This is a genomic window from Novosphingobium sp. BL-S-19 (assembly GCF_055521675.1).
Map to the genome: position 1 here is coordinate 402,594 of NZ_CM145497.1, position 24,974 is coordinate 427,567.

Annotated in this window: 15 protein-coding genes; 4 read left to right on the top strand and 11 right to left on the bottom strand. The window is 65.2% G+C overall.

The window, feature by feature from the left end; all coding sequences use genetic code 11:
- Positions 1–43 precede the first annotated feature (43 nt).
- Positions 44–1,957 (bottom strand): rhamnogalacturonan lyase, encoded by a 1,914-nt coding sequence (locus ACZ1JV_RS01755; protein ID WP_465149352.1) that lies wholly within the window; start codon positions 1,955–1,957, stop codon positions 44–46.
- A 212-nt stretch (positions 1,958–2,169) separates the two neighbouring features.
- On the opposite strand from ACZ1JV_RS01755, the gene ACZ1JV_RS01760 reads away from it, so the two are divergent.
- Positions 2,170–5,289 (top strand): TonB-dependent receptor, encoded by a 3,120-nt coding sequence (locus ACZ1JV_RS01760; RefSeq protein ID WP_465149353.1) that lies wholly within the window; start codon positions 2,170–2,172, stop codon positions 5,287–5,289.
- Positions 5,290–5,459: 170 nt separating this feature from the next.
- Here ACZ1JV_RS01760 and ACZ1JV_RS01765 read toward each other — a convergent pair whose 3' ends face one another.
- The 5 genes from ACZ1JV_RS01765 to ACZ1JV_RS01785 all read right to left on the bottom strand — a co-directional run bounded on the left by ACZ1JV_RS01765 (position 5,460) and on the right by ACZ1JV_RS01785 (position 14,524).
- Entirely contained in the window at positions 5,460–7,040 is a 1,581-nt protein-coding gene (locus ACZ1JV_RS01765) for a tryptophan halogenase family protein (RefSeq protein WP_465149354.1), read from the bottom strand.
- A 60-nt stretch (positions 7,041–7,100) separates the two neighbouring features.
- Positions 7,101–10,049, bottom strand: coding sequence for a TonB-dependent receptor (locus tag ACZ1JV_RS01770; RefSeq protein ID WP_465149355.1), 2,949 nt, complete (start codon positions 10,047–10,049; stop codon positions 7,101–7,103).
- 236 nt (positions 10,050–10,285) lie between these two features.
- Positions 10,286–11,080 (bottom strand): GDSL-type esterase/lipase family protein, encoded by a 795-nt coding sequence (locus tag ACZ1JV_RS01775; protein WP_465149356.1) that lies wholly within the window; start codon positions 11,078–11,080, stop codon positions 10,286–10,288.
- Positions 11,077–12,015 carry an alpha/beta hydrolase gene (locus ACZ1JV_RS01780; protein WP_465149760.1) on the bottom strand — a complete coding sequence of 313 codons (939 nt, stop codon included), beginning with the start codon at positions 12,013–12,015 and terminating at the stop codon, positions 11,077–11,079. The genes ACZ1JV_RS01775 and ACZ1JV_RS01780 overlap by 4 nt, the downstream gene beginning before the upstream one ends.
- A 76-nt stretch (positions 12,016–12,091) precedes the next feature.
- Positions 12,092–14,524 carry a glycoside hydrolase family 3 protein gene (locus ACZ1JV_RS01785; RefSeq protein WP_465149357.1) on the bottom strand — a complete coding sequence of 811 codons (2,433 nt, stop codon included), beginning with the start codon at positions 14,522–14,524 and terminating at the stop codon, positions 12,092–12,094.
- Between the two features lie 137 nt (positions 14,525–14,661).
- Between ACZ1JV_RS01785 and ACZ1JV_RS01790 the strand changes: the two genes are divergently transcribed.
- Positions 14,662–15,762, top strand: coding sequence for a LacI family DNA-binding transcriptional regulator (locus tag ACZ1JV_RS01790; RefSeq protein WP_465149358.1), 1,101 nt, complete (start codon positions 14,662–14,664; stop codon positions 15,760–15,762).
- 10 nt (positions 15,763–15,772) lie between these two features.
- Here ACZ1JV_RS01790 and ACZ1JV_RS01795 read toward each other — a convergent pair whose 3' ends face one another.
- From ACZ1JV_RS01795 to ACZ1JV_RS01815, 5 genes are all read right to left on the bottom strand, one after another.
- A complete protein-coding gene (locus ACZ1JV_RS01795; RefSeq protein ID WP_465149359.1) occupies positions 15,773–16,621 on the bottom strand; it encodes an aldose 1-epimerase in 849 nt (282 codons plus the stop codon).
- Positions 16,618–18,021, bottom strand: a complete 1,404-nt coding sequence (locus ACZ1JV_RS01800) for a sugar porter family MFS transporter (RefSeq protein WP_465149360.1) — start codon at positions 18,019–18,021, stop codon at positions 16,618–16,620. Before ACZ1JV_RS01800 ends, ACZ1JV_RS01795 begins: the two co-directional genes overlap by 4 nt.
- A gap of 61 nt (positions 18,022–18,082) precedes the next feature.
- A complete protein-coding gene (locus tag ACZ1JV_RS01805) occupies positions 18,083–18,955 on the bottom strand; it encodes an SMP-30/gluconolactonase/LRE family protein (RefSeq protein WP_465149361.1) in 873 nt (290 codons plus the stop codon).
- A 3-nt stretch (positions 18,956–18,958) separates the two neighbouring features.
- Positions 18,959–19,744, bottom strand: coding sequence for an SDR family NAD(P)-dependent oxidoreductase (locus tag ACZ1JV_RS01810; protein ID WP_465149362.1), 786 nt, complete (start codon positions 19,742–19,744; stop codon positions 18,959–18,961).
- A 17-nt stretch (positions 19,745–19,761) separates the two neighbouring features.
- Positions 19,762–20,886 (bottom strand): fumarylacetoacetate hydrolase family protein, encoded by a 1,125-nt coding sequence (locus tag ACZ1JV_RS01815; protein ID WP_465149363.1) that lies wholly within the window; start codon positions 20,884–20,886, stop codon positions 19,762–19,764.
- A gap of 263 nt (positions 20,887–21,149) precedes the next feature.
- Here ACZ1JV_RS01815 and ACZ1JV_RS01820 point away from each other — a divergent pair, with 263 nt between their 5' ends.
- Complete coding sequence (locus tag ACZ1JV_RS01820) at positions 21,150–23,321, top strand: WD40/YVTN/BNR-like repeat-containing protein (RefSeq protein WP_465149364.1); 2,172 nt, start codon at positions 21,150–21,152, stop codon at positions 23,319–23,321.
- The gene (locus tag ACZ1JV_RS01825; RefSeq protein ID WP_465149365.1) at positions 23,318–24,955 is read left to right on the top strand and encodes a DUF5597 domain-containing protein; all 1,638 of its coding nucleotides are present in this window, start codon (positions 23,318–23,320) and stop codon (positions 24,953–24,955) included. The genes ACZ1JV_RS01820 and ACZ1JV_RS01825 overlap by 4 nt, the downstream gene beginning before the upstream one ends.
- Positions 24,956–24,974 lie beyond the last annotated feature (19 nt).

Sequence of the window (24,974 nt, forward strand, 5' to 3'; positions counted from 1 at the left end):
CGACGGAGTTAATTGTGGGTCTGATTAGCGGGACGACATTCCCTCACTTCACCTTCGGCGGCGGCGCGCCAAGGTAGAAGCCGGTGTGCGGGGGCTGATTATAGGCGGTGTTCTGCCATGCCACGCCGGCCCGATAGACGGGATCCTGCATCAGCGTGACGAAGCGATGGGAGGTCGGATAGGGGGTGGTGTAGATGCGCAGTTCGCGGTTGTCGGCACTGCGCCAGATCACTTCCTCTCGCCAGTCGCCGATCAGGTCCGCCTGAAGCGTGGGCGTCGCCTTGGTGCCGTTGTTGGAGGCCAGCCCCTCCGGCGCCAGCAGCGGTGTCGCCACACCGTGCTCCCAATCCCACTTGGAGATCGTCGTGCCGTCCAGCAGTTCGCGCTGCAGGTCGCCGTCCCACCAGATCGCGAAATTGGTCTGGCGCGGATGCGGGCCGATCGGCTGGCCCTTGGTATCGAACAGGCGATCGGAGTTGGCACCCCAGAACTCTTCGCCGTAGTGGCGCGGGTCGATATCGGCGGACAGGCCGCGCCCGGTGTCTTCCTCCGCCGGTTTCGACCAGAGAACTTCGCCGGTGCGGGCATCGAGCAGGGCCGAACCGAGGCCGCCGTTCTGGCGAATATCCTCGAACACGCCGAACTTTTCGAGGCCCGGCCGCGCCGGGTCCAGATCGCCCACATGCATGGTGTCCCCATGGAACAGCGGCTGGGTCCAGAGGCCCTTGCCGTTGTCGTCCACCGCCATCGATCCGTAGATCACTTCGTCACGGCCATCTCCGTCGACATCGGCGACGGAAAGCTGGTGGTTTCCGCGCCCGGCATAGTCGGCGTTGCCGGGTGCCGAACTGTCGAACAGCCAGCGCTGGGTCAGCTTGCCGCCCCGCCAGTCCCACGCGGCGATCGCGGTGCGCGCGTAATAGCCGCGCCCGAAGACCATGCTGGGAAGCTGCCCGTCGAGATAGGCGACACCGGCCAGGAAGCGGTCGGACCGGTTGGCATAGCCATCGCCCCACGATGCGGTCAGCTGTTCGGGCGTAGGGTTGCCGCCGGGATAGCGCGGGGGATCGTAAGGCGCGGTGGCGAGCGCCTTGCCGGTCAGTCCTTCGAACACCGTCAGGTATTCCGGCCCTTTGACGATGCGGCCCTGCATCGGCGCGACCTTGGTGCCGTCCGGCAGGACTTTGGCGCCGGTGCGGTCCCGCTGCGGCACTTCGCCGCCGCTGCTGCGCCAGTCGGCATTCTGATCGCCGATGACTTTGCCCATGCCATCCACCGTGCCGTCGCCGGTTTTCATCGCCACTTCGGCGCGCCCGTCCCCATCGAAGTCGAAGACGAGGAACTGCGTGTAATGTGCCCCGGCGCGAATGTTGCGGCCCAGATCGATGCGCCAGAGCCGGGTGCCGTCCAGCCGATAGGCGTCGAGGAAGACGTTGCCGGTATAGCCGGTGTGCGCATTGTCGTGGCTGTTGGTGGGATCCCACTTCAGCACGATTTCGTACTGCCCGTCACCATCCAGATCGCCCGCGCTGGCATCGTTAGCGGTGTAGGAATAGGCCTCCCCGGCCGGCGTGACGCCATCGGCGGGCGGGGTCAGCGGGATCGAGAGATAGCCCTTGTCCCACATCATGGCACGCTGCGGACCGGCACGGTCGCCAATGCGTTCCACTGCGTAGGCGCTTGTGGGCGTGCCCTGTGCGTCCACAAAGGTGGTCGCTTCGCCCGTCTTGGTGACATGGACCGGCTTGCCATCGCGCAGCACGCGGAAGCGCGCGGCCTTCGGATCGCTGGCCAGAAACCGCCAATTCACGAGCATTCCCCCGCCCTTGGCAGGCACGACGACCGCACCCCGATCTAGCCGTTCTGCGGCGCTGCGGACCGGCGTGGGTGCCGCCAGTGCCGACGATGAAGAAAGCAGCCCCACGATCAGGGCCAGAGCGCGGATTTGTGCCGCCATTTGGAACATCCTCCTGATTTTGAACCATGTCGGTCCAAATTATAGCATTGCATCCCACATATCGGTTCAATAAGTGTCCGTCTAGAAACTGATTCGATCCGTCACCGGAAAACCGGAAATGCGAGGTCGTCAGGGGATTGAGGGGAAAGGCTATGCAGGCTCATAACGCTGAAGTTGCGTGCAATTTTCACACAAATCGGTTTGACTCGCGCATGCTTCGCAGCGCTTCCGTATTGGCATTCGCCGCCGCGTTGACGGTTTCGATGCCGGCCATTGCTCAGACAAATACCGGCGATAACGCGGCCGATCCCCAGTCCATTTCCGCATCCGATCAGGCGCCCGATCAGAAGACCGTCGAAAGGGCGATCACCACGGCGAACGACATCGTCGTCGTCGGCACCCGCGCCTCGCTGCAATCGGCGATCAACCGCAAGCGCGATGCCAAGACCGTCGTCGATTCCATCGTGGCCGATGACATTGCCAGCTTCCCGGACAAGAACATCGGCGAATCCCTGGCCCGCATCACCGGCGTGCAGCTCAGCCGCGACTTTGGCGAGGGCGTGAAAGTCTCGATCCGCGGCGTGGAGCCGGACCTCAACCGCGTGGAGATCAACGGCGTCAGCCAGGTCAGCGCGCTGGGCGACCGTTCGGGCGATTTCCGCGAACTGGCGACCGAACTCGTCAAGTCGATCGACGTCTACAAGGGCTATGCGGTCGATCTGACCGAAGGCGGCATCGGCGGCACCGTGCGCGTGGAAACGCGCAAGCCGCTGGACCTGATGAAGCCGATCCTGTCCGCCACCGTCTCCGGCCAGCACCTTGATACCACGCAGACCTGGCGGCCGCGCGTCTCGTTCTTCGCGGGCACGCCGCGGTTCCTGATCGACGGGCTGGGCGTATTGTTCAACGGCACCTACAGTGACGTGAACACGCGACAGGACTACGTCAGCAACACCAATTGGTCGCGCATGGCCGACTTCGACCATTCGACCGAGAAGACCGTCGCCGATCCGCTCTATGACGCCTACGACACCTATGAAAGCTGCGCCGGAGTGGGCGGCGCCACCACCGCGAAGGCCACTGCCAACCGCCTTGCCTGCGAAACCCAGTTCTTCGACTGGGCGCCCAAGGCACCGCGCTATCGCAACCTCGTGCGTGACGACAAGCGCATCTCTGGCGACCTGACGCTGCAATATCAGGTTGCGCCCAACTTCCGTGCCTATGCCAATGCGCAGATCAACAAGCGCAACCAGAATCTGCAGGACATCAACTACTCGGTCGATCTGGGCACGATCCAGCGCTTCAATCTCGATCCGCAACTTGCGGCGGGAGCGGGTGGTGGCACTTCGCGGCAACAGGTGGCGCTCGGTACCTCGACGGTGAATGCCAACCATGTCGTCACCAGCGTGACCACGGCGCAGAATGCCGTAAACCTCGGCACGGCCGCCGTTCCGAATTGGGGAGGGGCCGCGAATATCATCGGCGTGCAGCGGCGCGACTTCAGCTACGATCAGGATTCCAAGTATTTTTCCGGCGGATTCCGCTGGGATCTCAATCGCCTGCACATCGATTTCATGGGATCGCACGCCAAGGCGCACACCGATTCCCAGACCAACCTGATCTCGCTGGGCACCAGCGTTGCCGGCATCACCATCGATCGCAACAATGCGCAGGGGATCCCGGTCTTCCAGTTCCCGTCGGACTTCGACCCCGCCGATCCCAACGTCTATGCCGATGCCACGCGCACGGGCGCCAACGGGCAAGTCCTGCCGATCTACGGGCCGACGATCCAGTATCGCCCGGCGGAGTACAACAACACCGAAGACCAGCTGAAGTTCGATGCGGATTGGGAGATCGATCACCCGATCGTCAGCAAGATCGAGTTCGGCGCGCAGGCGCGCAAGCAGAAGTTCCTGAACTATCTCGGCGGCGGTTCGATGTTGATCGATCCGGCGACGATGACCTACCAGTCCAGCGCCAACGTCTCCTACACCACGCAGATTCAGAACAACCCGGCCGTCGCGCGCAATGGCAACACGTATTACATCACGCCCGCGCAATATGCCTCGCTGATCTCCTCACTGGGCGGGGTGACGGGCGGCGCGCCGCTCTATTCCGGGCTGAAGAATGCGCCCTCCGGCATCCCGAGCCGATTGGCCTTTCCGAACTTCAATTCCGACATCCTCTCGCAGATCTACGACCTGTCAGGCTTCGATCACGATCTTGTGCGTGAAGCCGATGGCTATCCGCAGATCCCCAGCGCCAAGATCGACGAAACCGTGCTGGCCGGCTATGCGATGCTGGACATCGATACCCAGATCTTCGGCATGAACCTGACCGGCAACGCCGGCCTGCGCTGGACGCACACAAAGGACACCGGCCTTGGCACCAACGTCAGCCGCGTAACCCGCTTCAACGCGACGGGCGGCACCGAAACGGTGGTGCTGGCGGCGCAGGAAGCGCGGATTTCCAACAGCTACACGGACTTCCTGCCGGCCTTCAACGCCAACCTGGAACTGCAGCCGAACCTCTACTTCCGCGCCAACTATGCGAAGAACCTGGCGCGACCGAAGCCGACCGATCTGGTGCCCAACATCAACTGCGTGGACGACCAGACGATTTCCGGCGCGGACGATACCTGCACCGCCGGCAACCCGGACCTGAAGCCCTACCGCGCGGATCAGTGGGAAGTGAACCTGGCCTGGTATCCCAACCCGGACACGATGCTGAGCCTGGGCTACTACAAGAAGTACGAATCCAGCTTCGTCATCGGCAATGTCGTGCGCAGCGGCGTGGACCTGTTCCACGACGGCATCACTTATACCGTCCGCCAGCCCGTCAACGGCAGCGGCGCGCTGCTCGACGGTATCGAAGCCAGCGCGCAGACGGCCTTCACCTTCCTGCCAAAGCCGTTGGACGGTTTCGGTGGATCGGCCAACTTCACTTATGCCCGCGCGATCCGCACCAACCTGACCAACGGCGCGACGAACCAGGAACTGAAGGAATATCCGGGCCTTTCAACCTATACCTGGAACGGCAGCGTGTTCTACGACAAGGGCTTCCTGAACGCGCGCCTCAGCTACAACTACCGATCGAAGTGGCTGGATGTGGTCAGCGACGCCAACAACGGCAACAACCCGATCTACCGCAAGGGTGAGGGCTATCTGGACGGCAAGATCACCTTGCGCTTCCCGAAGTACCACTTCGACGTCTTCTTCGAGATGCTGAACATCGGCAAGGAATACTCGAAGACCTACATCAACAAGGACATGCCGCTGGAACTGTATTACCCCGGCCAGCGCATCTTCGTGGGCATCCAGGCCAAGCTTTGAGATCTGTTTGAAAATTCGCGAAACGCGAATTTAGCGGCACCGGCCCACTCCCCCACCCGACCACCCACTAGGGTACAATCGTTGGGTGGTCGGGTGGGGGAGTGGGCCGGTGCCGCTTCAAAAATGCCCCTGCGGGCATTTTTCAAAACGGGCGCGCCGCCCTTACACCGTCAGGCTCTTACGCCGGCAAAGGCCTTGATCGTCGATCCTGCATTGGGGGCGAGCATCTGGCGCAGGAGTTCGCGGTTTTCCGGTAGGTTTTCCACCGCATAGGCGCTTTGTCGCCGTACTTGCTCGAAAGCCTCACGCGCTTCGGAACGCAGGCGCATCACGCCGGATTTCGCCGACAAGTCCGTCTTCCAGCCCATGCCGTAGAGCACGCACTGCCAGCTTGTGGCGGGGAAAATGTCGATGTTCGGGTTGAAGTCCTTCTCGTTCGGCGGGCGATGGCGCCAGCGATCGAGCAGTTCCATCAGGCTGTCCGGAATCGTTTCCGGTCGCACGTTGTCGAGCCAGAACGGCGTATCGGTGCGCCGGGTCAGGCTGTAGTGCATCTTCAGGAAGTCGCGCGCCCGCTCGTACCGTTCCAGCATCACCGCATTGAACTGACGGGCGGAGGTTTCGTAGTCGCCGGCCCACGGGAACAGGTTGGCGATGGCGCCGGCAGCGATTTCCGAAAAGACGATGCCGGTGGCCTCAAGCGGCTCGAAAAAGCCGCTGGAAAGGCCCACGGCCACGCAGTTCTTGTACCAGTTCACTTCGCGGTAGCCGGCGTTGAACTGCAAGCGGCGCGTCGTCGCCGTTTCGCCCTGCGCGCCAAGATAGCGGCGCAAGGTGCGCTCCGCCTCTTCGGCATCGCAATGGGCGGATGAATAGACATAGCCGGTCCCGCGACGGGTCTGCAGCCCGATATCCCAGATCCAGCCGGCATCGCGCGCGGTAGACAGCGTGCAGGACTGGATCGGTGTTTCCGGGGCGTCGTAAGGCACTTGCGCGGCAATGGCACTGTCGCAGAACAGCACATCAGTGCAGCTCTTCCACTTCTGGCCCAGTGCCTTGCCGATCAGTTCGGCCCGAAAACCGGTACAGTCGATGTAGAGATCAGCCTCCAGCACGCCGTTCTTCTGGGTGCGGACCCCTGCAATCGCGCCGTCTTCGCTGCAGAGCACTTCCTGCACGGTGTCGGGAATGTGCACCACGCCATTGGCAACGCTCTGGTCCCGCAGCAATTCGGCCAGCGCGGCGGCATCGAAATGGAACGCGTAGTTCAGCACACCGGCATATTCGGGGTGCGATGCCAGTTTCGGCCCGCGCAGGGCGTCTACGGTGCGCTTTTGCGGGGTGCTGGCCTCGTCCCACGGCATGTCGCCGGCTTCGCCCAGCAGCCAGTAGGGAAGGTATTCCGGCCCGCCATTGCGGTCGTCCGCTTCCTGGAAGCCGTGGAGATAGTTGTTCGGCCCGCCATGCCCGGCCGGATGCAGCCAGTCGACGAACTTCACGCCTTGCTTGAAGGTCGCCTCGCAGCGGCGGAGCAGTTCCTTTTCGGGAACGCCGATCCGTTCCAGGGTGCGGCGGATGGTGGGGAAGGTGCCTTCGCCCACGCCGATGATGCCGATTTCGGGAGATTCGACGAGGGTGATCTGCGCCCCGCCCGGAAGGTCCGCGCCCAGTATCTTCGCCAGATAGCCCGCGGTCAGCCAACCGGCCGTGCCGCCACCCACCACGAGAACGCGCTTCGTCTTGGCATCCATTGTGCCACACTCTCCCCAATGTGGATCGGGCGGACCATTTGGCCCGCCCGACTTATCTTATCAGAACGTGACGTTGACGCCCATTCGGTAACGACGATCGCTCTGGAACCAGCTGCGGCCGTAGAGCACGCCGCCGGGGTTGCCGCCCATCAGCGTCTTCTGCGTCGCGTTCAGGATGTTCTGCGCCTGAAGCTGGACGTTGAGGTGCTCGTTCACGCGCAGCGTCAGGCCCGCATCCAGCGTGCCATAGCTTGCGCCATAGACCGGCAGGTTGGTGGCGATGCTGGTGCCCACGCCGTTCGCATCGTAGTACGTATAGGTGTTGTTCGTACCGCTTGCCGTGGTGGACTGCAGGTACTTCGAACGCCAGCTATAGGCGATGCGCAGCGAGAACGGATCCTTTTCATACAGGAACGCGGCGTTCAGGTTGTGCTTCGAAAGACCCTTCAGCGGCACGTCGTTGCGCTTCACGCCGTCGATGTCGAAGTACAGGTCGCCCGGGTTCTTGCTCTGGATGTAGGTGTAGTTCGCTTCCACACCGATCCCGGCGAGCCAGCCCGGAAGCTGGTCGAAGAAGGTTCGGCCGCCGATTTCGACGCCCTTGACCGTCGCGGTCTCGTCGGACGTGTGCGCATCGTTGGTGGTAGCCAGCGCCTGTTCCGAGGTTCCGTCCGCGAACTGGACGGTAATCTGACGCTGCGCGGCGCCAAAGACGACAAGGTCCTTGATGCGCTTGTAGAAGCCCGCGACGTGCAGGGTGGTGCCCGGCTTGGGATACCATTCCACCGAAAGGTCGAAGTTGTTCGACATCGTCGGCTTGAGCGTGGGGTCGCCGCTGGTCGTGGTGTAGTTGGCGAAGGTATCGGGTGCGCCGTTGCCGCCGGAGCCGGAAAGCGTGTTCACGCCCAGCGTGCCCGATGCGCGCAGGTCGTAGAACGATGCGTTGTCCATCGTGATGTTGTAGGCGGCACGAACCTGCAGCGTGCTGATCGGCGCATACGTAAGGTTCACGGCCGGCAGGACGCGCGTGTATTCGGCGCCATCGTCACGAATTTCGGCGGTGTTGGCCAGAGTGTAGACCTGACCGTCGCGCGTGAACTGGGTCGACGTCTGCTGGAAATAACCGGTGCTGGCGTTCTTGATGTTAACGACGCGCACGCCGGCGTTACCGGTCAGCGACGATTCGCCCCAATTGGTGCCGAAGTTGACCATGGCATAGCCGGCCAGATTCTTGGTGGTGTAGTCGGTCTGGTCGCCCGGCAGGATGAAGCCCGGCGTACGGCCCGGCGAACCGCCGTAAAGGTCGAAGAAGCCCTGTACGCTGGTGTTCTGGATGAACTGCTGCGACGGGAAGTACTGGGTTCCCGGAAGCTGAACATCACCGCGGAAGAAGTTGCTGAAGGCGTGCTTTTCATAGTCGCCCGCACGGCTATCGGCGAACGACACGACCGGCGAACCGTTCCAGCCCTGACCCAGCGCCGACCATGCATAGCCATTGTCCAGATCGCGCTCGGTGCGCTTCGACCAGCGGCCGCCGACCTTCACCGACTTGAAGAAGCCTTCGCCGACATCCCAGGTCAGATCACCCTGAGCGGAGTCCATCTTGCCCGAGTTGTCGTTGTTGTGCGGCATGACCGCCTGCCAGGCGTAGTTGGCAGGATCGAGCAGCGCGGCCTGCGTGCCGGCCGGCACCGAGATCTGGGGCAGGCTGCCGCCGAGATCGAGGCCGTAGCTGGTCGGGAAGTTGACGGTGCGGAACACCGAGATACGGTCCACCGACGCGGTCGACTTGGTGTGCTGGTACGAAGCATCGAACGTGATCGGCAGGCTGGCCGGCGTCCAGTGCAGCGAGCCCGAGATATCCTCGGTCTTGTTCTTGCCTTCCCAGAACGCGGAAGTGCCGCCGCTGGAAATCGGTGCACCGGTGGCGAGGCCCGTTACGGGGTCGCGCTGGAATACCGCCGGCGACGAGATCAGGCCGCCGTTGTCGTCGAACACGCTCTGCGACGGATCGACAGCGAGGCTCTGCGAGGTGACGAACGAGCCGTATTCGGTGTCGGTGTTGCTGTACTTCGACTGGAAGTAGATGCCGGTCAGCGTCAGGTCGGACGTGGGTGCCCACTGGATCGCGCCGTAGATACCGTCGCGCTTACGCTGGTAGTTTTCTTCACCGTAGGTGTAGCCGCCCGGAATGAAGTAGTCGTTCCCCTGGATGTTGGTCCGGTAGAACTCTTCCATGCGCACGAACTGCGACTTGGTCGACAGCTGGCTGTGCGCGTAGTCGAACACGAAGCCGATGTCGCCGATGCCGGTGTTGAACTTGCCGGCGACCAGGCCCGAAGCGGAATAGTCCGTCTTCTGCGAAAGATCGCCCATGCTGATGTCGCTGCTGCCGGCGAAGTGCAGGCCGTAGCCATAGTCGAACGGCAGCTTGGTGCGCAGGTCGACCGAACCGCCGGTGCCGCCTTCGATCTGGTCGGCGGTGGACGACTTGTAGACGTCGACAGCCTGCATCAGTTCGGGGGTGACGTCGCTGAACTGCAGCGAACGGCCGCCGTTGGCGCTGAAGATGTCACGGCCGTTGAGGCGCGAGGCAACGCCGGAAAGGCCGCGCAGCTGGATGCCCGAACCTTCGGCCGAGAAGTGGTCGGGATCGTTCAGCGACTGGAAGCGGACGATGGTAACGCCCGGAACGCGCTGGAGAACTTCGGTGATCGAGTTGTCGGGCAGCTTGCCGGCGTCGTCGGCCACGACCGAATCGACGATCGAGATCGCATTCTTCTTGCGATCGTCTGCCGTCTGCATGGCGGCGCGGCGGCCGGTGACGACGATGGCGTCGGCTTCGGCGGCGCTGGGTGCCTGAGCGGCTTCATCCTGCGCCCATGCTGCGGTCGGCACTGCGCAGGCGATCAGCGCAGTTGCGGAAACGCCCAAGCCCAGCGCGGTGCGGCTGGCGCTACGGCTGTCCAGGGTCGCGAAGCCGCGACGAATCTGTGTGAAAAACGCCATTCTGTGTCCCCTCCGGTCCCACGTGATATTGCGCTGCAACAATATGATAGCGCTATCACTTCACATTACACTCAGGCTGCGGCGATTCTTTATGGCATAGCCGTGCCCATATCGGCGCTACCTAACATCGGAGTAATAGACGCGCAACACGCTATTTGTTGACCGCTAACATCTCACGATAAACTGTGACGATTTTGCGTCACTATGTCCGTCGATGCTGCGATAGTTGCAGCAAATCAGCGGTTTTTGCTGCGCAGCGTCTGTGCGATTGCTGCCTGCACGATTGGCGCCATACGCGCGTAACCGGCGGCGAGCGGATGCACGCCATCATGGGTGAAAGACTGGTCCATCAGCCCGTCAGCGCCGGCGAGTGCCGGGTAGTAATTGGCGAAAGCATAGCCGCGGGCCTTGGCCAGCGATTCCAGCTTGGCGTTGATGCGGCGCAGTTCTTCGGGCTTGCGTTCCTTCACCACATAATCGGCGCTGGGCGTGTTCGTTACCGGCAGAATCGAGCAGAGCACCACCTTGATGCCATGCCTCTCCGCGATGTCGGCCATGGCCTCTATGTTCGAGACGATGCCGTCCTCGCTCTCCATCTGCAGGAAGCCGGAAACGTCGTTGACGCCGCCCAGAATTACCACAGCGCGGGGTTTCAGAGCGACGACGTCCTGCTGGAAACGCACCAGCATTTGCGCCGTCACCTGGCTGCCGATGCCGCGATTCACATAGGGTTTGCCGGGGAAGTACTGGCGAAGATCCCACATGTCGGTGATCGAATCGCCCAGGAAGACGACGCGCTGCTCATCCTTCGCGGGGGCAGGCAGTGCAGCATTGGCGGGCGCGTAGAGATAACGCTCACCGAAATCCTGCATCATCGAGGGCACCAGCTTCTCGCGGAATGGCCCCGCCCACGGCCCCCAGTCGCGCGTGTCCTGCACCGTGCAGCGCTCGGGACTGGACTGGTAATGCTGCGGCTCGCCCGCGCCGATCAGCAGAGCGGCGGCGGGCAAGAGCAGGGCCCATTTCTTCACGCGGAGAACACGCCGTGGCGCTTGCCATAAGCGTGGAACAAGTCCGGCCAGGCATGGGCGGGAACGCTGTCCGGCAGACGCGCGCCGAAACCGTGGCCGCCCTTGTCGAAGCCGTGGAATTCCACCGGCCGCTCCTTTGCCAGCATGGCGGAGTACATCGCAATGCTGTTGCCGATCGGCACGAGGCCGTCGTCGCTCGATGCAGTGAGGAACACCGGCGGTGTATCGGCGGTCACGCGGTTTTCGACCGACCCGGCCTGGCGCAGCGCCTCGCTGGCGCCTTCGCCCAGCAGGCTGTCGCGCGATCCGCCGTGGGTGAAGGGCTGCGACAGGCTGACCACCGGATAGATCAGGCCGGCAAGGTCGGGCCGGGCGGAAAGCGTGTCGGCCTTGTCGACGGGCGTGTAGACTTTCTCGTCAAAACGCGTGGCGATCGATCCGGCGAGATGGCCGCCGGCCGAAAAGCCCAACACGGCGACGCGCTTGGGATCGATCCCGAACTCGGCCGCGCGCGAGCGGACGAGGCGCACTGCGCGCTGCGCGTCTTGCAGCGGCACCGTTTCGCGATTGGCCCAGCCTTCGCCCGGCAGGCGGTAGGACAGGATGAAGCAGGTGACGCCGCGCGCGGTCAGCCAGCGGGCCTGTTCCTCGCCCTCATTGTCCCACGCAAGGAAGCCGTAGCCGCCGCCCGGCAGCAGGATCACGGCCGATCCATCGCGATAGGCGGGCTGGCGCACTTCCAGGCTTGGCGCGGCGATGCCGGTGATCCAGCGATCGTCAAAGGCGGCGTCCTTGCTCTGCTGCTGCATCTTGCGAACCGGCAGCTTTGCGGGAGCGCCCGGCGCCTTGCCCGGCCAGAGCGGGATCGAGGGGCCCGAATAGGAAATCGCGGTCGGCCCGGCCACGGCCTTGCCCGAAGATACCGCGGCAGCCATTCCGGCAGCGGCGATTCCGCCGAGCAGGGCGCGGCGCGAGGTTGAGGTCTTGTCGCTCACAGCGGCTGTTCCTTCTTTACTCAGGGCAAACCGCGCCGGCCGGATCGGTGGCGAGGCGCATGTCGGAAATGGTGATCGTGAAGGGCGCGTCGGCGGCCAGCGTGAAGGGCTGGCTGATGCCGCCAAGGTACGTGCCGTGGTTGCCAAAGCACTTCAGCGGAATGCGCAGCGATGCCCACTTGCCGGGCTGCGCCACGGCCTTGTCGATCCGCACCGCGCCCGAACCGAGCGCCAGCGTCACCGGGCCGCTTGCCGCCTTGTCCACGCGGTAGAGCACTTCCACGTTCATGTCGGCATTCGCCTCCCGCTCCAGCGTCAGATTGGGGCCGAGAATCGAGGCCTTGCCGGTGCCGGAGAACGCCAACTGGATCGCACCTTCCTGACGGTTGGCGCTGTCGACCAGCTTTTGGCTGACAGCGGCGCCAGTCTCAAGCCGGAACGGCTTGGCGACGATGCCGGCGGCGACGAAAACGCTGGAGTTGAAGGCGCTGGCATCGATGCCGGCTTCCTCGCTCTGCGCGGCGACGTGGGCGCCCTTCGCATAAGTCAGGCCGTAACCCAGCGGGAACAGCGGGTCGTAGCCGGGCTGCTCCTTGTTGAGCGTGAACTGCGCGGCGGTCTTGGGCCAGGAGAAGGAGAGGGTGCCGTGGAAATCGGTCTTGCCGCCGATCAGCACGTCGGCAACGCCATTGCCTTCCGAGCCGGGGAACCAGGCGGCGACGAACGCGTCCGAAGCGTTGAGTTCCGGATTGACCCAGAGCGGGCGGCCCGAAAGGAAGACCGAGACGGTGGGAATGCCCGCCGCCTTCAGCTTCTTCAGCAGCGCGAGCGACTTCTTGTTACCCGGCTGGAATTCCAGCGTGCGGATATCGCCGCGCAGCTCTGCATAGGGTTCTTCACCGAAGACGACGATGGCGACATCGGGCTTGGCGGTGAAGCTGCCGTCGGGTGAGAGCACGGCCTTGCCGCCGCCCGCCTTCAGCGCATCGGTAATGCCCGCGTAGATCGAGGTGGCGCCGGGGAAATCGGCATTGGTATTGCCATCGCCCTGCCACGACAGCGTCCACCCGCCGGACTGGCGGCCGATGTCGTCCGCCGCGTCACCGGCGACGAGCACGGTGGCGCTGGTCTTGATCGGCAGCACGCCTTCGTTCTTCAGCAGCACGAGGCTTTCCCGCACGGCCTGACGGCCGATGGCGCGGTGCGCGGCGGAGCCCATTTCCTGCGGCTTGTTCTCGAACGGGCGCGCGGCATCGAACAGGCCCAGCTTCATCTTCACGCGCAGGATGCGGCGCACGGCATCATCGATGCGGCTCATCGGAATCGTGCCGGCCTTGGCGGCGGCCAGCGTCGAATCGAACAGGCCCTTCCAGCTATCCGGCGCCATCGCCATGTCGAGCCCGGCGTTGAACGTCGCCGGGCAATCGGTGTTGGTGCAGCCCGGGATCTGGCCGTGGCCGTTCCAGTCCCCCACCACGAAGCCGTCGAAGCCCATGCGGCCCTTCAGCACATCGGTCAGCAGGGCCTTGTTGCCGTGCATCTTGGTGCCATTCCAGCTGGAGAACGAGGCCATGACCGTCATCGTTCCGGCATTGACGGCGGCGGGATAGCCGGCGTCATGAATGCGGATCAGCGTATCCTCGTCGACGCGGGTGTCGCCCTGGTCGATACCGTCATGCGTGCCGCCGTCGCCCAGGAAGTGCTTGACGCTGGCGGCGACGCGGCCGGCCTGAACCGTCGTCTGCGTGCCCGGCGTGCCCTGCAGGCCTTCGACCATCTTGCCGGCATAAGCGGCGACCACGGCAGGGTCTTCCGAATAGCCTTCGTAGGCACGGCCCCAGCGGTCGTCCTGCGGCACGGCGAGGGTCGGGCCGAACGCCCAGTCGATGCCGGAAGCAGCGGTTTCGGCGGCGGTGGCCTTGCCGATTTCCTGCATCAGCGCCGGATCGTGCATCGCGCCCAGCGCGCTGTTGTGCGGGAACAGCGTGGCGCCCACGACATTGCTGTTGCCGTGCACGGCATCAATGCCGAACATGATCGGGATCGGCTCATGCTGGGCACGCTTTTCCAGCGCGACGGCATTGAACGCGCGCGAGGTGGCGACCCAGGCCGAGGCGGGCGAACGATCGGGCGCGCCGATCGGCGGCGAATTGCCGCCGGCCAGAATCGAACCGAGCGGGTATTCCTTCAGGTCTTCCGGCTTGATCGATGCGGTATCGGCCTGGATCATCTGGCCGACCTTTTCGCGCAGGCTCATCCGCGCGATGATTGCGGTGATGCGCGCTTCGGTCTTGGCATCGACAAGGCCGGGGCTTTTCGCAGCCGGCCAGCGTTCGGGGTGGACGGGGGTAGGGGCGGGCGCGGTACGGGGAGCCTCCGCCTGGGCCAGTGCGACAGTGGCGCACGATGCCAGGGCAACGGTCTGCAATACGCGGTGAATACGCCTCATCTCATCCTCTTCGTTTTCCCAATTGCCGCTGTCTAGGCGATCGAAAATGATTGCGCTACCATAAACCGATCGCGGAGACGGGGGACTGTGTGCAAGCCTGCGCTTTTCACCGGCCGCAGACATGCTAGAGAAACGTCATGTCCGACAGTGAGCGCAAACGCCGCAGCGCGAAATCCCGGCAGACCGGGGCCCCGACGATCGCCGATGTGGCCGCGCTGGCGGGCGTATCGATGATGACCGTATCGCGCGTCATCAATTCCGAGCCCAAAGTGCGGCAGGCCACGCGCGATGCGGTGAATGCCGCCATCGCGCAGCTGAATTACGCGCCGAACCGCGCCGCGCGCAGTCTGGCCGGGGCATCGCAGCTGCGGCTGGGCCTGCTCTATTCGAACCCGTCCGAAGCGTTCCTCAGCGCGTTCATCGTCGGCAGCCTTGAGGAAGCCGGGCGGTCTGACGTCCAGCTGATCGTCCAGAAAATGGAGGACGGGGAAGATCTCGCCCTTGCTGCCGAGCGGATGGTGGCGGGCGGTATCCACGGCGTGATCCTGCCGCCGCCGCTGAACGAGGCGGTGGAAGTGCTGTCGGTGCTGCGGCAGGCGCAGATGCCGACGGTCGCGGTGACGACCGCCAAGCCCCATGAGGGCATCGCCACGATCATGATCGACGACCGGAGTGCCGCGCGCGAGATGACGGCGCATCTGATCGATCTGGGGCATCGCCGCATCGGCTTCATCGCCGGCCATCCCGATCTCTCGGCCAGCGGCGCACGCCTGGAAGGGTACCGGGAGGCGCTGGACGAAGCCGGCATCGCCTTCGACGATGCACTGGTGGCGCAGGGCTACTTCACCTATCGCTCCGGCCTGGATGCGGCGGAGGAATTGTTGTCGCTGGAGGATCAGCCCTCGGCGATCTTCGCCAGTAACGACGACATGGCCGCCGCCACTGTCGCCATCGCCCACCGGCGCGGGCTGGACGTTCCCGGCGACCTGACCGTCTGCGGGTTCGACGACGTGGCACTGGCGACGACGATCTGGCCGGAACTGACAACGATCCAGCAGCCCATCGTCGAGATGAGCCGCCGCGCGGTCGAACTGCTGGTCACGATGCTGCGCAACAAGCGGCAGAACGAGATCGGCGATCAGCGGATCGAGATCGAGTACAAGCTGGTGCGCCGCCAGTCCGACGCCGCGCCGCGTCGCCGCCCGGTGGGGCGCCCGCCGGTTCCGAACGGGAACTGAGCGCGCGCCGTCAGGCGCTGCGGATGCGCATCGTTACGGTGAGCGTTTCGCCCGGTGCGAGCGGGGCGGGTGCGTCGCGATTGACCGCATCGGGCATCGTGCTCTGCGGCTCGGCGCAGAAGAAATCCTGCCCCGGCGGCACGTAGAAGTGCAGGAACGGCGTGTCGTCCCCTTCGACTAGTACGTCGCCGTCTTCGCGCTGAATGCGTAACTGGCCGGCCCATCCGGCATAGCAATGATCGACAAGATCGGGGCGTTCCAGCCCCGCACCCCGGCTCCAGTCGCCCAGCGTGTCGGCGGTGGCGCGCACGGTGGGCAACATGTCGGCATCGGCCAGCCATACGGCCTTGGCGGTAAAGGCCACGCCGGTCACGCCTTCGCGCGTGAACCAGGGGTGGAAGCCAAGGCCCGCAGGCATCGCGGTGGTATCGGTGTTGGTCAGTTCCAGTCGCGCTTCAAGGCCGTCAGCGCCGAGCCGGAAATGCTGACGCAGCGTGAAAGCCCAGTCCCAGTCGGAACCGGCGGCATGGTGGTGGATCAGGGTGGCGGAATTCGCCTCCTGCGCCTCAACCGACCAGTCGCCCAGCCATGCCGTGCCATGCAGCGGGTGCTTCTGCCCCGGTGCGTTCGGCGCCAGCGCATGGGCCTTGCCGTCCCACGTGAAGCGCCCGCCCGCGATGCGGTTGGCATAGGGGGCGAGCGGGAAGCAGGCACTGTCGAAAGGGGCATCTGCGCCTTCCGGCATCGGCCGCAGGATGTCCGCGCCGCGCCGGGTCAGCGCCCGGACCATGCCACCGCGATGCGGATCGAGGGCCAGGCGCCAGTCGCCCGCGGCAAGGATCATCCCGCTCTGGCTCATCCCTGCATGTCCTCAAGCTCACGCCCGCGCGTTTCGGTCACGGTCGCGCGCACGAAGAAGAACGAGACGGCAGCGGCCAGCGCATAGAGCACATAAGTCACCGCAAGGCCGGGACGTTCGGACATGCTGGGGAAGCTTACCGAGATCGCGGCATTGGCGATCCACTGCGCGAAACCGGCAACGGCCAGCGCGGAGCCGCGGATCTGGTTGGGGAACATCTCGCCCAGCATGACCCACATGACCGGACCCCAGCTCATGTTGAAGAACACGACATAGGCATTGGCCGAAATCAGCGCGATCAGGCCCGAATGACCGGGCAGCGTGAGCGCGCCGTCCGCGCCGGCAACGGCGGTGGAGAAGGCCCAGGCGACAAGGCCCAGCGTCACCGCCATGCCCGCCGAACCGATCAGCAGCAGCGGCTTGCGGCCGATCTTGTCGATCAGCGCGATGGCGGCAAGGCAGGCGCCGATCGACAGCGCGCCGGACAGGATGTTGATCTGCAGCGCGTTGTCTTCGGTGAAGCCCACCGCCTGCCACAGCGTCGCGCCGTAGTAAAAGACGACGTTGATGCCGACCAGCTGCTGGAACACGGCGATGCCGATGCCCACCCACATGATCGGGCGGATCTTGCCGGTGGTCTTGTCGATCAGGTCGGACAGACGCGGGCGGTGATGGTCGGCCGCGAGCGAGGCGTTGATTTCCGCCACCTTGCGCGTGGCTTCACCGCTGCCGAACAGGCGGGTGAGCACGGCATGCGCTTCATCCTTGCGGCCGCGCGCGACGAGGTAGCGCGGGCTTTCCGGGATCGAGAGCAGGGCGATCAGGTAGATCGCGGCGGGAATGGCCTGCAGCCAGAACATCCAGCGCCACGCCGGGAAGCCCAGCCAGAGGTTGGCGGTGGAACCACCGGCCCAGCGCGCGAGCACGAAGTTGGCGACGAAGGCACCGGTCAGGCCGGTGATGATCATCACCTGCTGCACGCTGGAAAGACGCCCGCGCAGGTTCGCCGGGGTCATTTCCGAGATGTAGACCGGCGAGGTGACGCTGGCCGCGCCAACGCCCAGGCCGCCGATGATGCGCGCGAAGATGAAGATCTCCGAAGACCCGGCGGCGCCCGCCAGCAGCGCGGAAATCAGGAACAGGACCGCCGCCAGCATCATCGTGCCGCGCCGGCCGATCAGGTCCGACAGGCGGCCGGCGATAAAGGCGCCGATCGAGGAGCCGACGAGAATGGCGCCCACGTTGACGCCGATGCCCAGACGGCCCAGCGCGAAGGCGGCCTCAAGGCCCTTCTGCGTGCCGTTGATGACGCCGGAGTCATAGCCGAACATGAAGCCGCCGATGGTCGCCACGGCAACGACCAGCGCGATGAGGCGCTTGTTGATATCGATCCTGTCCATCAGGATATCCTTTCCCGGCGGGCCGGCCTGATCTTTCTGTCTGGCCGGGCCCGGTGTGTCTTCAGGTGTTTGCGGTGCGTGGCGGTGCGGCGGCTATCGCCGTGCGGAAAGTGAACAGATCGCCCGCAAGCGGCTGGTTTGCAAGCTGTTCTTCCGACAGCCCCTGACGCGCGGTGGTGGCGAAGGCGGTGCGCCCGTCCTCCCCGCCCAGTGCGATCTTGGTGACGTTGGAAACCGGGAAGCGTACTTCGTCGGTCAGGCTGCCATCGGGCGCGAAACGCCGCGCCGCGCTGCCGGCATAGAAGCCCAGCCAAACGCCGCCTTCGGCATCGCAGATCGCTCCGTCCGGATAGCCCCAGTCGGCACGGTCTTCGCTGTTGAAGTCGAGGAATATCTCGCCTGCATCGGGCGTGCCATCGGCCGAGACGGCGTGGCGGATGACCTTCCGGGCCAGCGTGTCGACATGGTAGACCAGCGATCCGCAAGGCGAGATGGCCGGGCCGTTGGTGATCGTCACCGGATCGAGCCCCGCCTCGCGAACCGCACCCTTGTCGAGCACGAAGACCTTGCCGGTCTCGCTTTCCTCAAGGTTGTCCATCGTGCCGAACCAGATGCGGCCTTCGGCATCGATGGCCGCGTCGTTCAGGCGGTTGTCGGGCAGGTCTGCCTGAATATGGGCGATCCGTTCGAACGCGCCGGTTTCGGGCAGGAAACGGTGCGGGCCGCTCTTGAGGCCCGCTATCAGGCCGCCTTCCGAGGAAGGCAGCACCCACCCGACATGCTCGGGCGCGGGCCAGCTGGCAAGGTCGCGCGTCGCCGGATCGAAGCGGAACACGGTGTTCCGCTTGATGTCCACGAACCACAGGGCGCCCTCGATCCACACCGGGCCTTCGCCCAGTTCGGCGCCGACCGAGAGGAGGTGCTCAGCCTGCATGGCTCAGCGCCACCCGGCGTCGACGAAATAGTCGTGCCCGGTGCACATGCGCGCACCGTCGGAGCTGAGGAACAGCACCAGCGCCGCCACGTCCTGCGGCACGATGCGGCCGGGCAGGCACTGCGCGGCCATGATCTCGGCCTCGCCCTCGGGCGTGTACCACTTTTCCTGGCGCGGGGTTTTCACATTGCCGGGAACGATGGTGTTCACGCGGATGTTGTCGCCGCCCAGATCGCGGGCAAGGCTGCGCGTCAGGCCGGAAATCGCCGCCTTGGTGGTCTGGTAGAGCACCAGATCGGGCAGGGCGAGGTGCCAGGAGATCGAACCGAAGTTGACGATCACACCGCCGCCCGCCTCGCGCATCGTCGGCGCCACGGCCTGTGCGGCGAAGAACAGGTGGCGCAAGTTCACGTTCATGCGCTCTTCCCAGAACGCCGGCGTGACGTCGGCGATCTGGTGGCGATCGTCGTTGGCGGCGTTGTTCACCAGCACGTCGATGCCGCCCATGTCGCTAACGATGGCGCGGATCGTCTGACTGACGCTGTCGATATCGACAAGGTCGAGATGGCGATAGACCGGCGCGTGGCGTGCGCCTGCGGTCAGGCGGGCGGCCAGCGCCTCACCTTCGGCATCCTGGATATCGACGAAGACGACTTGCGCGCCTTGCGCAACGAAGCCTTCGACAAGGCCGGCGCCGATGCCGGTGGCGCCGCCGGTGATGATCACGCGGCGGTCCTGAAGTTCGGGATAGATGGCGGTCAGGCCGCCCGAAGAAGTCTGTGTGAGCATGGTTTTGTTATTGCCCGTCATGCCGCCAGCAGGCCGCGGCGCGCCAGATTGGAGAAGAGTTGGCCGATCCCGAAAGTCCACGCCGGCGCAGCGGCCGAAGTGGTGACGGGGTTGACCAGCGTGCCGAGGCGCGCGCTGGAAATGGTGACCGTGTCGCCCACTTTGTGGGTGAAGCCGCGGCCGGGCTCGTCACGGTCCTGCGTGGGCGCGAAAAGCGTGCCGCAGAACAGCGCGAAACCGTCCGGATACTGGTGCTCGCTCATGGTCTGGCGCAGCAGGTCCTCGGGATCGCGGCTGATTTCGCGCATCGTGCTGTGGCCTTCGAGGACGTAGCCGTCCTCACCCACGATGGTCATGGCCACGTCCGCCGTGCGTACGTCTTCCATGGTGAAACCGTCGTCGAACAGGCGGATGAACGGGCCGAGCGAGCAGGAGGCGTTGTTGTCCTTCGCCTTGCCCAGCAGCAGCGCCGAACGGCCTTCGAAATCGCGCAAGTTGACGTCGTTGCCCAGCGTGGCGCCCACGGCCTTGCCGTCCGGGCCGGCGATCAGCACCACTTCGGGTTCGGGGTTGTTCCAGCCCGAATCCGATCGCACGCCCACCGGCGCCTCATGGCCGACGGTGGCGAGCACGGGGCACTTGGTGAAGACTTCGGCATCGGGGCCGATGGCCACTTCAAGGTACTGCGACCACATGCCTTCGTCGATCAGCGTCTGCTTCAGGGCGTCCGCCTCGGGCGAACCGGGCACGGTGGAGCGGACCGAACCGCCCAGGACGGCCTCGATCTTGCTGCGGATTTCGGCCGCGACGGTGTGATCGCCGCGCGCCCGTTCCTCGATCACGCGTTCCAGCGCGGAGACGGCGAAGGTCACGCCGCAGGCCTTCACGCACTGGAGGTCGACCGGGCTGAGCAGCTGCGCGGATTCCAGCACCTCGATACCGCCCAGCAGTTCCCCGCCGCTGCGCACGTCGGCGGCGATCAGCCCTGCGGTGGTGGGGGCGATGCGGGCCATATCGAAAACCTGACCGCCGCGAATCAGAATGGGAGTAGGACCTTCCGCGGTCTCGATGCGCCCCAGGAAAATACCCTCACGCCAGTCATGGGGCAGGCCGCGATCCGCGACCGAACTATTTTTTGTCACCGCTATTCCTCTCCAGGTGTGTTAGCGTTATCTACGAGCCGCAGCGCAACGTCAAGACGGGTCACGGAACCCGTGATCCGCTGGTTTGGAAGCGAGAGGAAAGAGGGGAGGCCGTGGGCATCAGCGGGGCAAGAAGAGCGCCATTAGTTGCGCTCACAGCGATCGCGACGGGAGCGATTGCGGCAGGTTTTGCTGCAGGCGCTGCGCCGGTGTTTGCGGATGCCGTTTCGCCCGCTGGAATCGATTCTTCGCGAGCGGGTGATGTGGCTTACGACTGGCGCGGCGTGCGCGTGGGTGGAGGCGGTTTCACCCCCGGCGTGGTTTTCAGCCCGGTCGAGCGCGGTCTGGTCTGGCTGCGCAGCGACATGGGCGGGGCCTATCGCTGGGATGCCGCCGCGAAGCAGTGGGTGCCGCTGCAGGATCGTGTATCCGAAGGCAGCTTCATGGGGATCGAGAGCATTGCCGCCGATCCGGTCGATGCCGGTACGGTCTACCTTGCCGCCGGCATGAGCTGGTCCGCCCCGGCCGCGATCTTCCGTTCTGCAGACTACGGCAAGACCTGGCGCGAGACGCGCGTGCCTTTCGCGATGGGCGGCAACGAGAACGGACGCGGGCTGGGCGAGCGGCTGGCCATCGATCCTTTCGCGCATGACCGGCTGCTGTTCGGATCGCGCCATCAGGGCCTCTGGGCCAGCGACGATGCGGGCGCGAACTGGCGCAAGCTGGATGCCTTCCCGCTCGCCGGTTTGGGCCTGCCGACCAACCGGCGCGAGACGCATGGCGGGCTGTCGTTCGTGGTCTTCGACGCCAAACTGCGCGGCCGCGTCTTCGTGGGCAGCGCCGATCCGGGCGAGCGGCACCTGTTCCGCTCCGACGACGGCGGCAAGACATGGAACGCGGTTGCTGGCGGCCCCGCGGCCGACATGCTGCCGGTCAAGGCCGTGATCGGCGGCGACGGCGTGCTGACGATCACTTACTGCGACGGCATCGGCCCCAACGGCATCACGCGCGGCGCCGTCTGGCGCTTCGATCCGGCGGGCGGGGCATGGCGCGATGTCACGCCGATCAAGGGCGCGCAGGCGCCCATCGGCGGCTACATGGGCGTTGCCGTGGCCGCGAGCGATCCGCAGACCATCGCGGTCAGCACGGTGGACCGGGGCAAGCCGGTCGATACGGTGTGGCTCAGCCATGACGGCGGCGCGCATTGGGACGAGCTGTGGCAGCGTTCGGTGCGCGACGTTTCGGCAACGCCCTTCCTCGATTTCGGCGGCAAGGCGAATTTCGGCCACTGGATCGCCGGTCTTGCCATCGATCCCTTCGACGCGAACCACGCGGCCTATGTAACCGGCGCGACGGTCTATGCGACCGAGGAACTGCAGAAGCCGGGCACCATGCAGTGGGCGCCGTGGACGCAGGGGATCGAGCAGACCGCCATCATTACGCTCGTCAGCCCCACCGGCGGCGCGCATCTGGTTTCGGGCTTCGGCGACATCGGCGGCTTCCGCCATGACGACTTCACCGTCTCGCCCGCGCACCAGCATATCAACCCGTTCCTGTCGAACACCAACACGCTCGATTACGGCGGCCGCGCCCCGCTGGTGATGGTGCGCAGCGGCAATACTCATGCCCGCGTGGTGCCCGATACCTCGCTGGCGTGGTCGGCCGATGGCGGCGCGACGTGGAGCCCTCTGCACGTGCCCAAGGGCACGCCGCATGCCGATGGCACGCCGCTGCCCGAAGAAACGGGCAATGCGGCGATCACCGTCTCGGCCGATGGCGCGACGTTCCTTGTCGAGACCGACCAGCCCCGCATGTCTCGGAATCGCGGCGCGACATGGCAGGCGGTGAGCGGCCTGCCCAGCCGCACCCGCGTCACGTCCGACAAGCAGGACGCTAAGCGCTTCTACGCCATCGACTTCGCGAACAACCGCGTGGTGCGCAGCGACGATGGCGGCGCCCGGTTCCACGCGCTCGCGGGCAAGGGCCTGCCGGCAGACCTTTCCGCCGCACAGAGCGCCAATCGAGAAGCACCCGCGCCGATCCTGGCCGATCCGAACCGCGCCGGGGCCTTGTGGCTCAATCTGGGCGGTGCGCTCTATCGTTCGACCGACTTCGGGAACAGCTGGCAGCGCACCGGACAGGCCATCGCCATCGAGCGCTACGGGCTTGGCAAGGCCGCGCCCGGCCGCGATAGCGCCGCGCTCTATGCGCTGGGCACCGTGGGCGGATTGCGCGCGGTGTGGCGCTCCATCGACGGCGGCGCGACATGGCAGCGGATCAATGACGAGGGCCACCAGTGGGGCCTGCGCATCCGCGTGATTTCCGGCGACCCGCGCCAGTTCGGGCGCATCTACATCGGTACCGACGGCCGGGGCATCGTCTATGGCGATCCGCAGGCACGGCAGGCCCAGAAGCCCGGGAAGGGGACAGAATGAAAAGCAAAGACTTCATCGCATCGCTCATGCTCGCGGCCGCCATCGGCGTGGCCGCGCCGGTTCAGGCGCAGGATGCCGCAACGCAAGTGCCGCGCCTTGAAAGCCGGAACGGCCGCCACGCGCTGATCGTCGATGGCAAGCCGTTCCTGATGCTGGGCGCGCAGGCGAACAATTCCAGCAACTATCCCGCGATGCTCGATGCGGTCTGGCCGGTGCTCGATGCGATGCACGCCAATACGCTGGAAATCCCGATCGCCTGGGAACAGGTGGAGCCGGTCGAAGGCAAGTTCGATTTCACCTACCTGCAGAACCTGCTCGACGCCGCCCGCGCGCATGACAAGCGGGTGGTGCTGCTGTGGTTCGGCACCTGGAAGAACACCAGCCCCAGTTACACGCCGTCGTGGGTGAAGCTGGACAACAAGCGCTTTCCCCGGATGAAGGCGCCCGATGGCTCGGACCACTACGTGCTGACGCCGCTGTCGCAGAACACGATGGCGGCGGACCGCCGCGCCTTCGTGAAGGTGATGGAATACCTGCGCGATCATGACCGGCAGAACACCGTGATCATGGTCCAGCCGGAGAACGAGACCGGATCCTACCGCGTGCCGCGCGATTTCTCGGCAGAGGCGAACGCGCTCTTCGCCAAGCCGATCCCGGCCGCGCTGGCGAAGAAGACCGGCAAGTCCGGTTCGTGGGACGCCGCGTTCGGCAAGCAGGCCCCGCGCGCGTTCAACACCTGGTACGTCGCCCAGTTCGTCAATGCTCTGGCAGAGGCGGGCAAGGCGGTGAAGCCGTTGCCGATGTACGTCAACGCCTCGCTCGCTGGGCCGTCCAACGTGCCCGATCCCACCGGCGTCGCCAGCGGCGGCCCGCAGTGGGACGTGCTGGACATCTGGAAGGCGGGCGCCCCGGCGATCGACTTCGCCGCGCCCGATATCTACGACCGCAACAGCGCCAACGCCGTCCAGTACCTTGATAAGTACGCCCGCCCGGACAATGCGCTGATGGTGCCGGAAATCGGCAATGCGAAGGAATTCGCGCGCTTCTTCTGGGCCACCATCGGGCGCGGGGGCATCGGTTTTGCGCCCTTCGGCATGGATGACACCGGCTACTTCAACTACCCGCTCGGCGCGACCGCGCTGGACAAGGAGACGCTGGCCGCTTTCGCATTGCCCTATGGCACCTTGGCGCCGATCGCCAGCGACTGGGCGAAGATCGCCTATGACCGTCCCACCTGGGGCGCCGCCAAGCCGGACGACGGCGCGGTGCGCGAAACCGTGATGGGCAAGTGGAAGATTTCGGCCGACTGGGGCCAGTGGCAGTTCGGCCAGAAGGACTGGACCTGGATCCCCACCAAGCCCGCGCCCTGGGCCGATCAGCCGGTGGGCGGCGTGGCCGTGGCCCAGCTTTCGGACACCGAATACCTCGTCATGGGCGATCACGTCCGCGTCAATTTCTCGCCCGCGAAGGGGGAGAGCAATGGCGTGATCGTCGCCGTGGAGGAAGGCACTTTCAAGGACGGCAAGTGGGTGACCACGCGCTTCTGGAACGGCGACCAGACCGACTACGGCATCAACCTGATCGACCGGCCGCAGGTGCTGAAGATCACCACCGGTTTCTATTCTTCCAAGTAATTGCCTGAAGCGGCAGAGG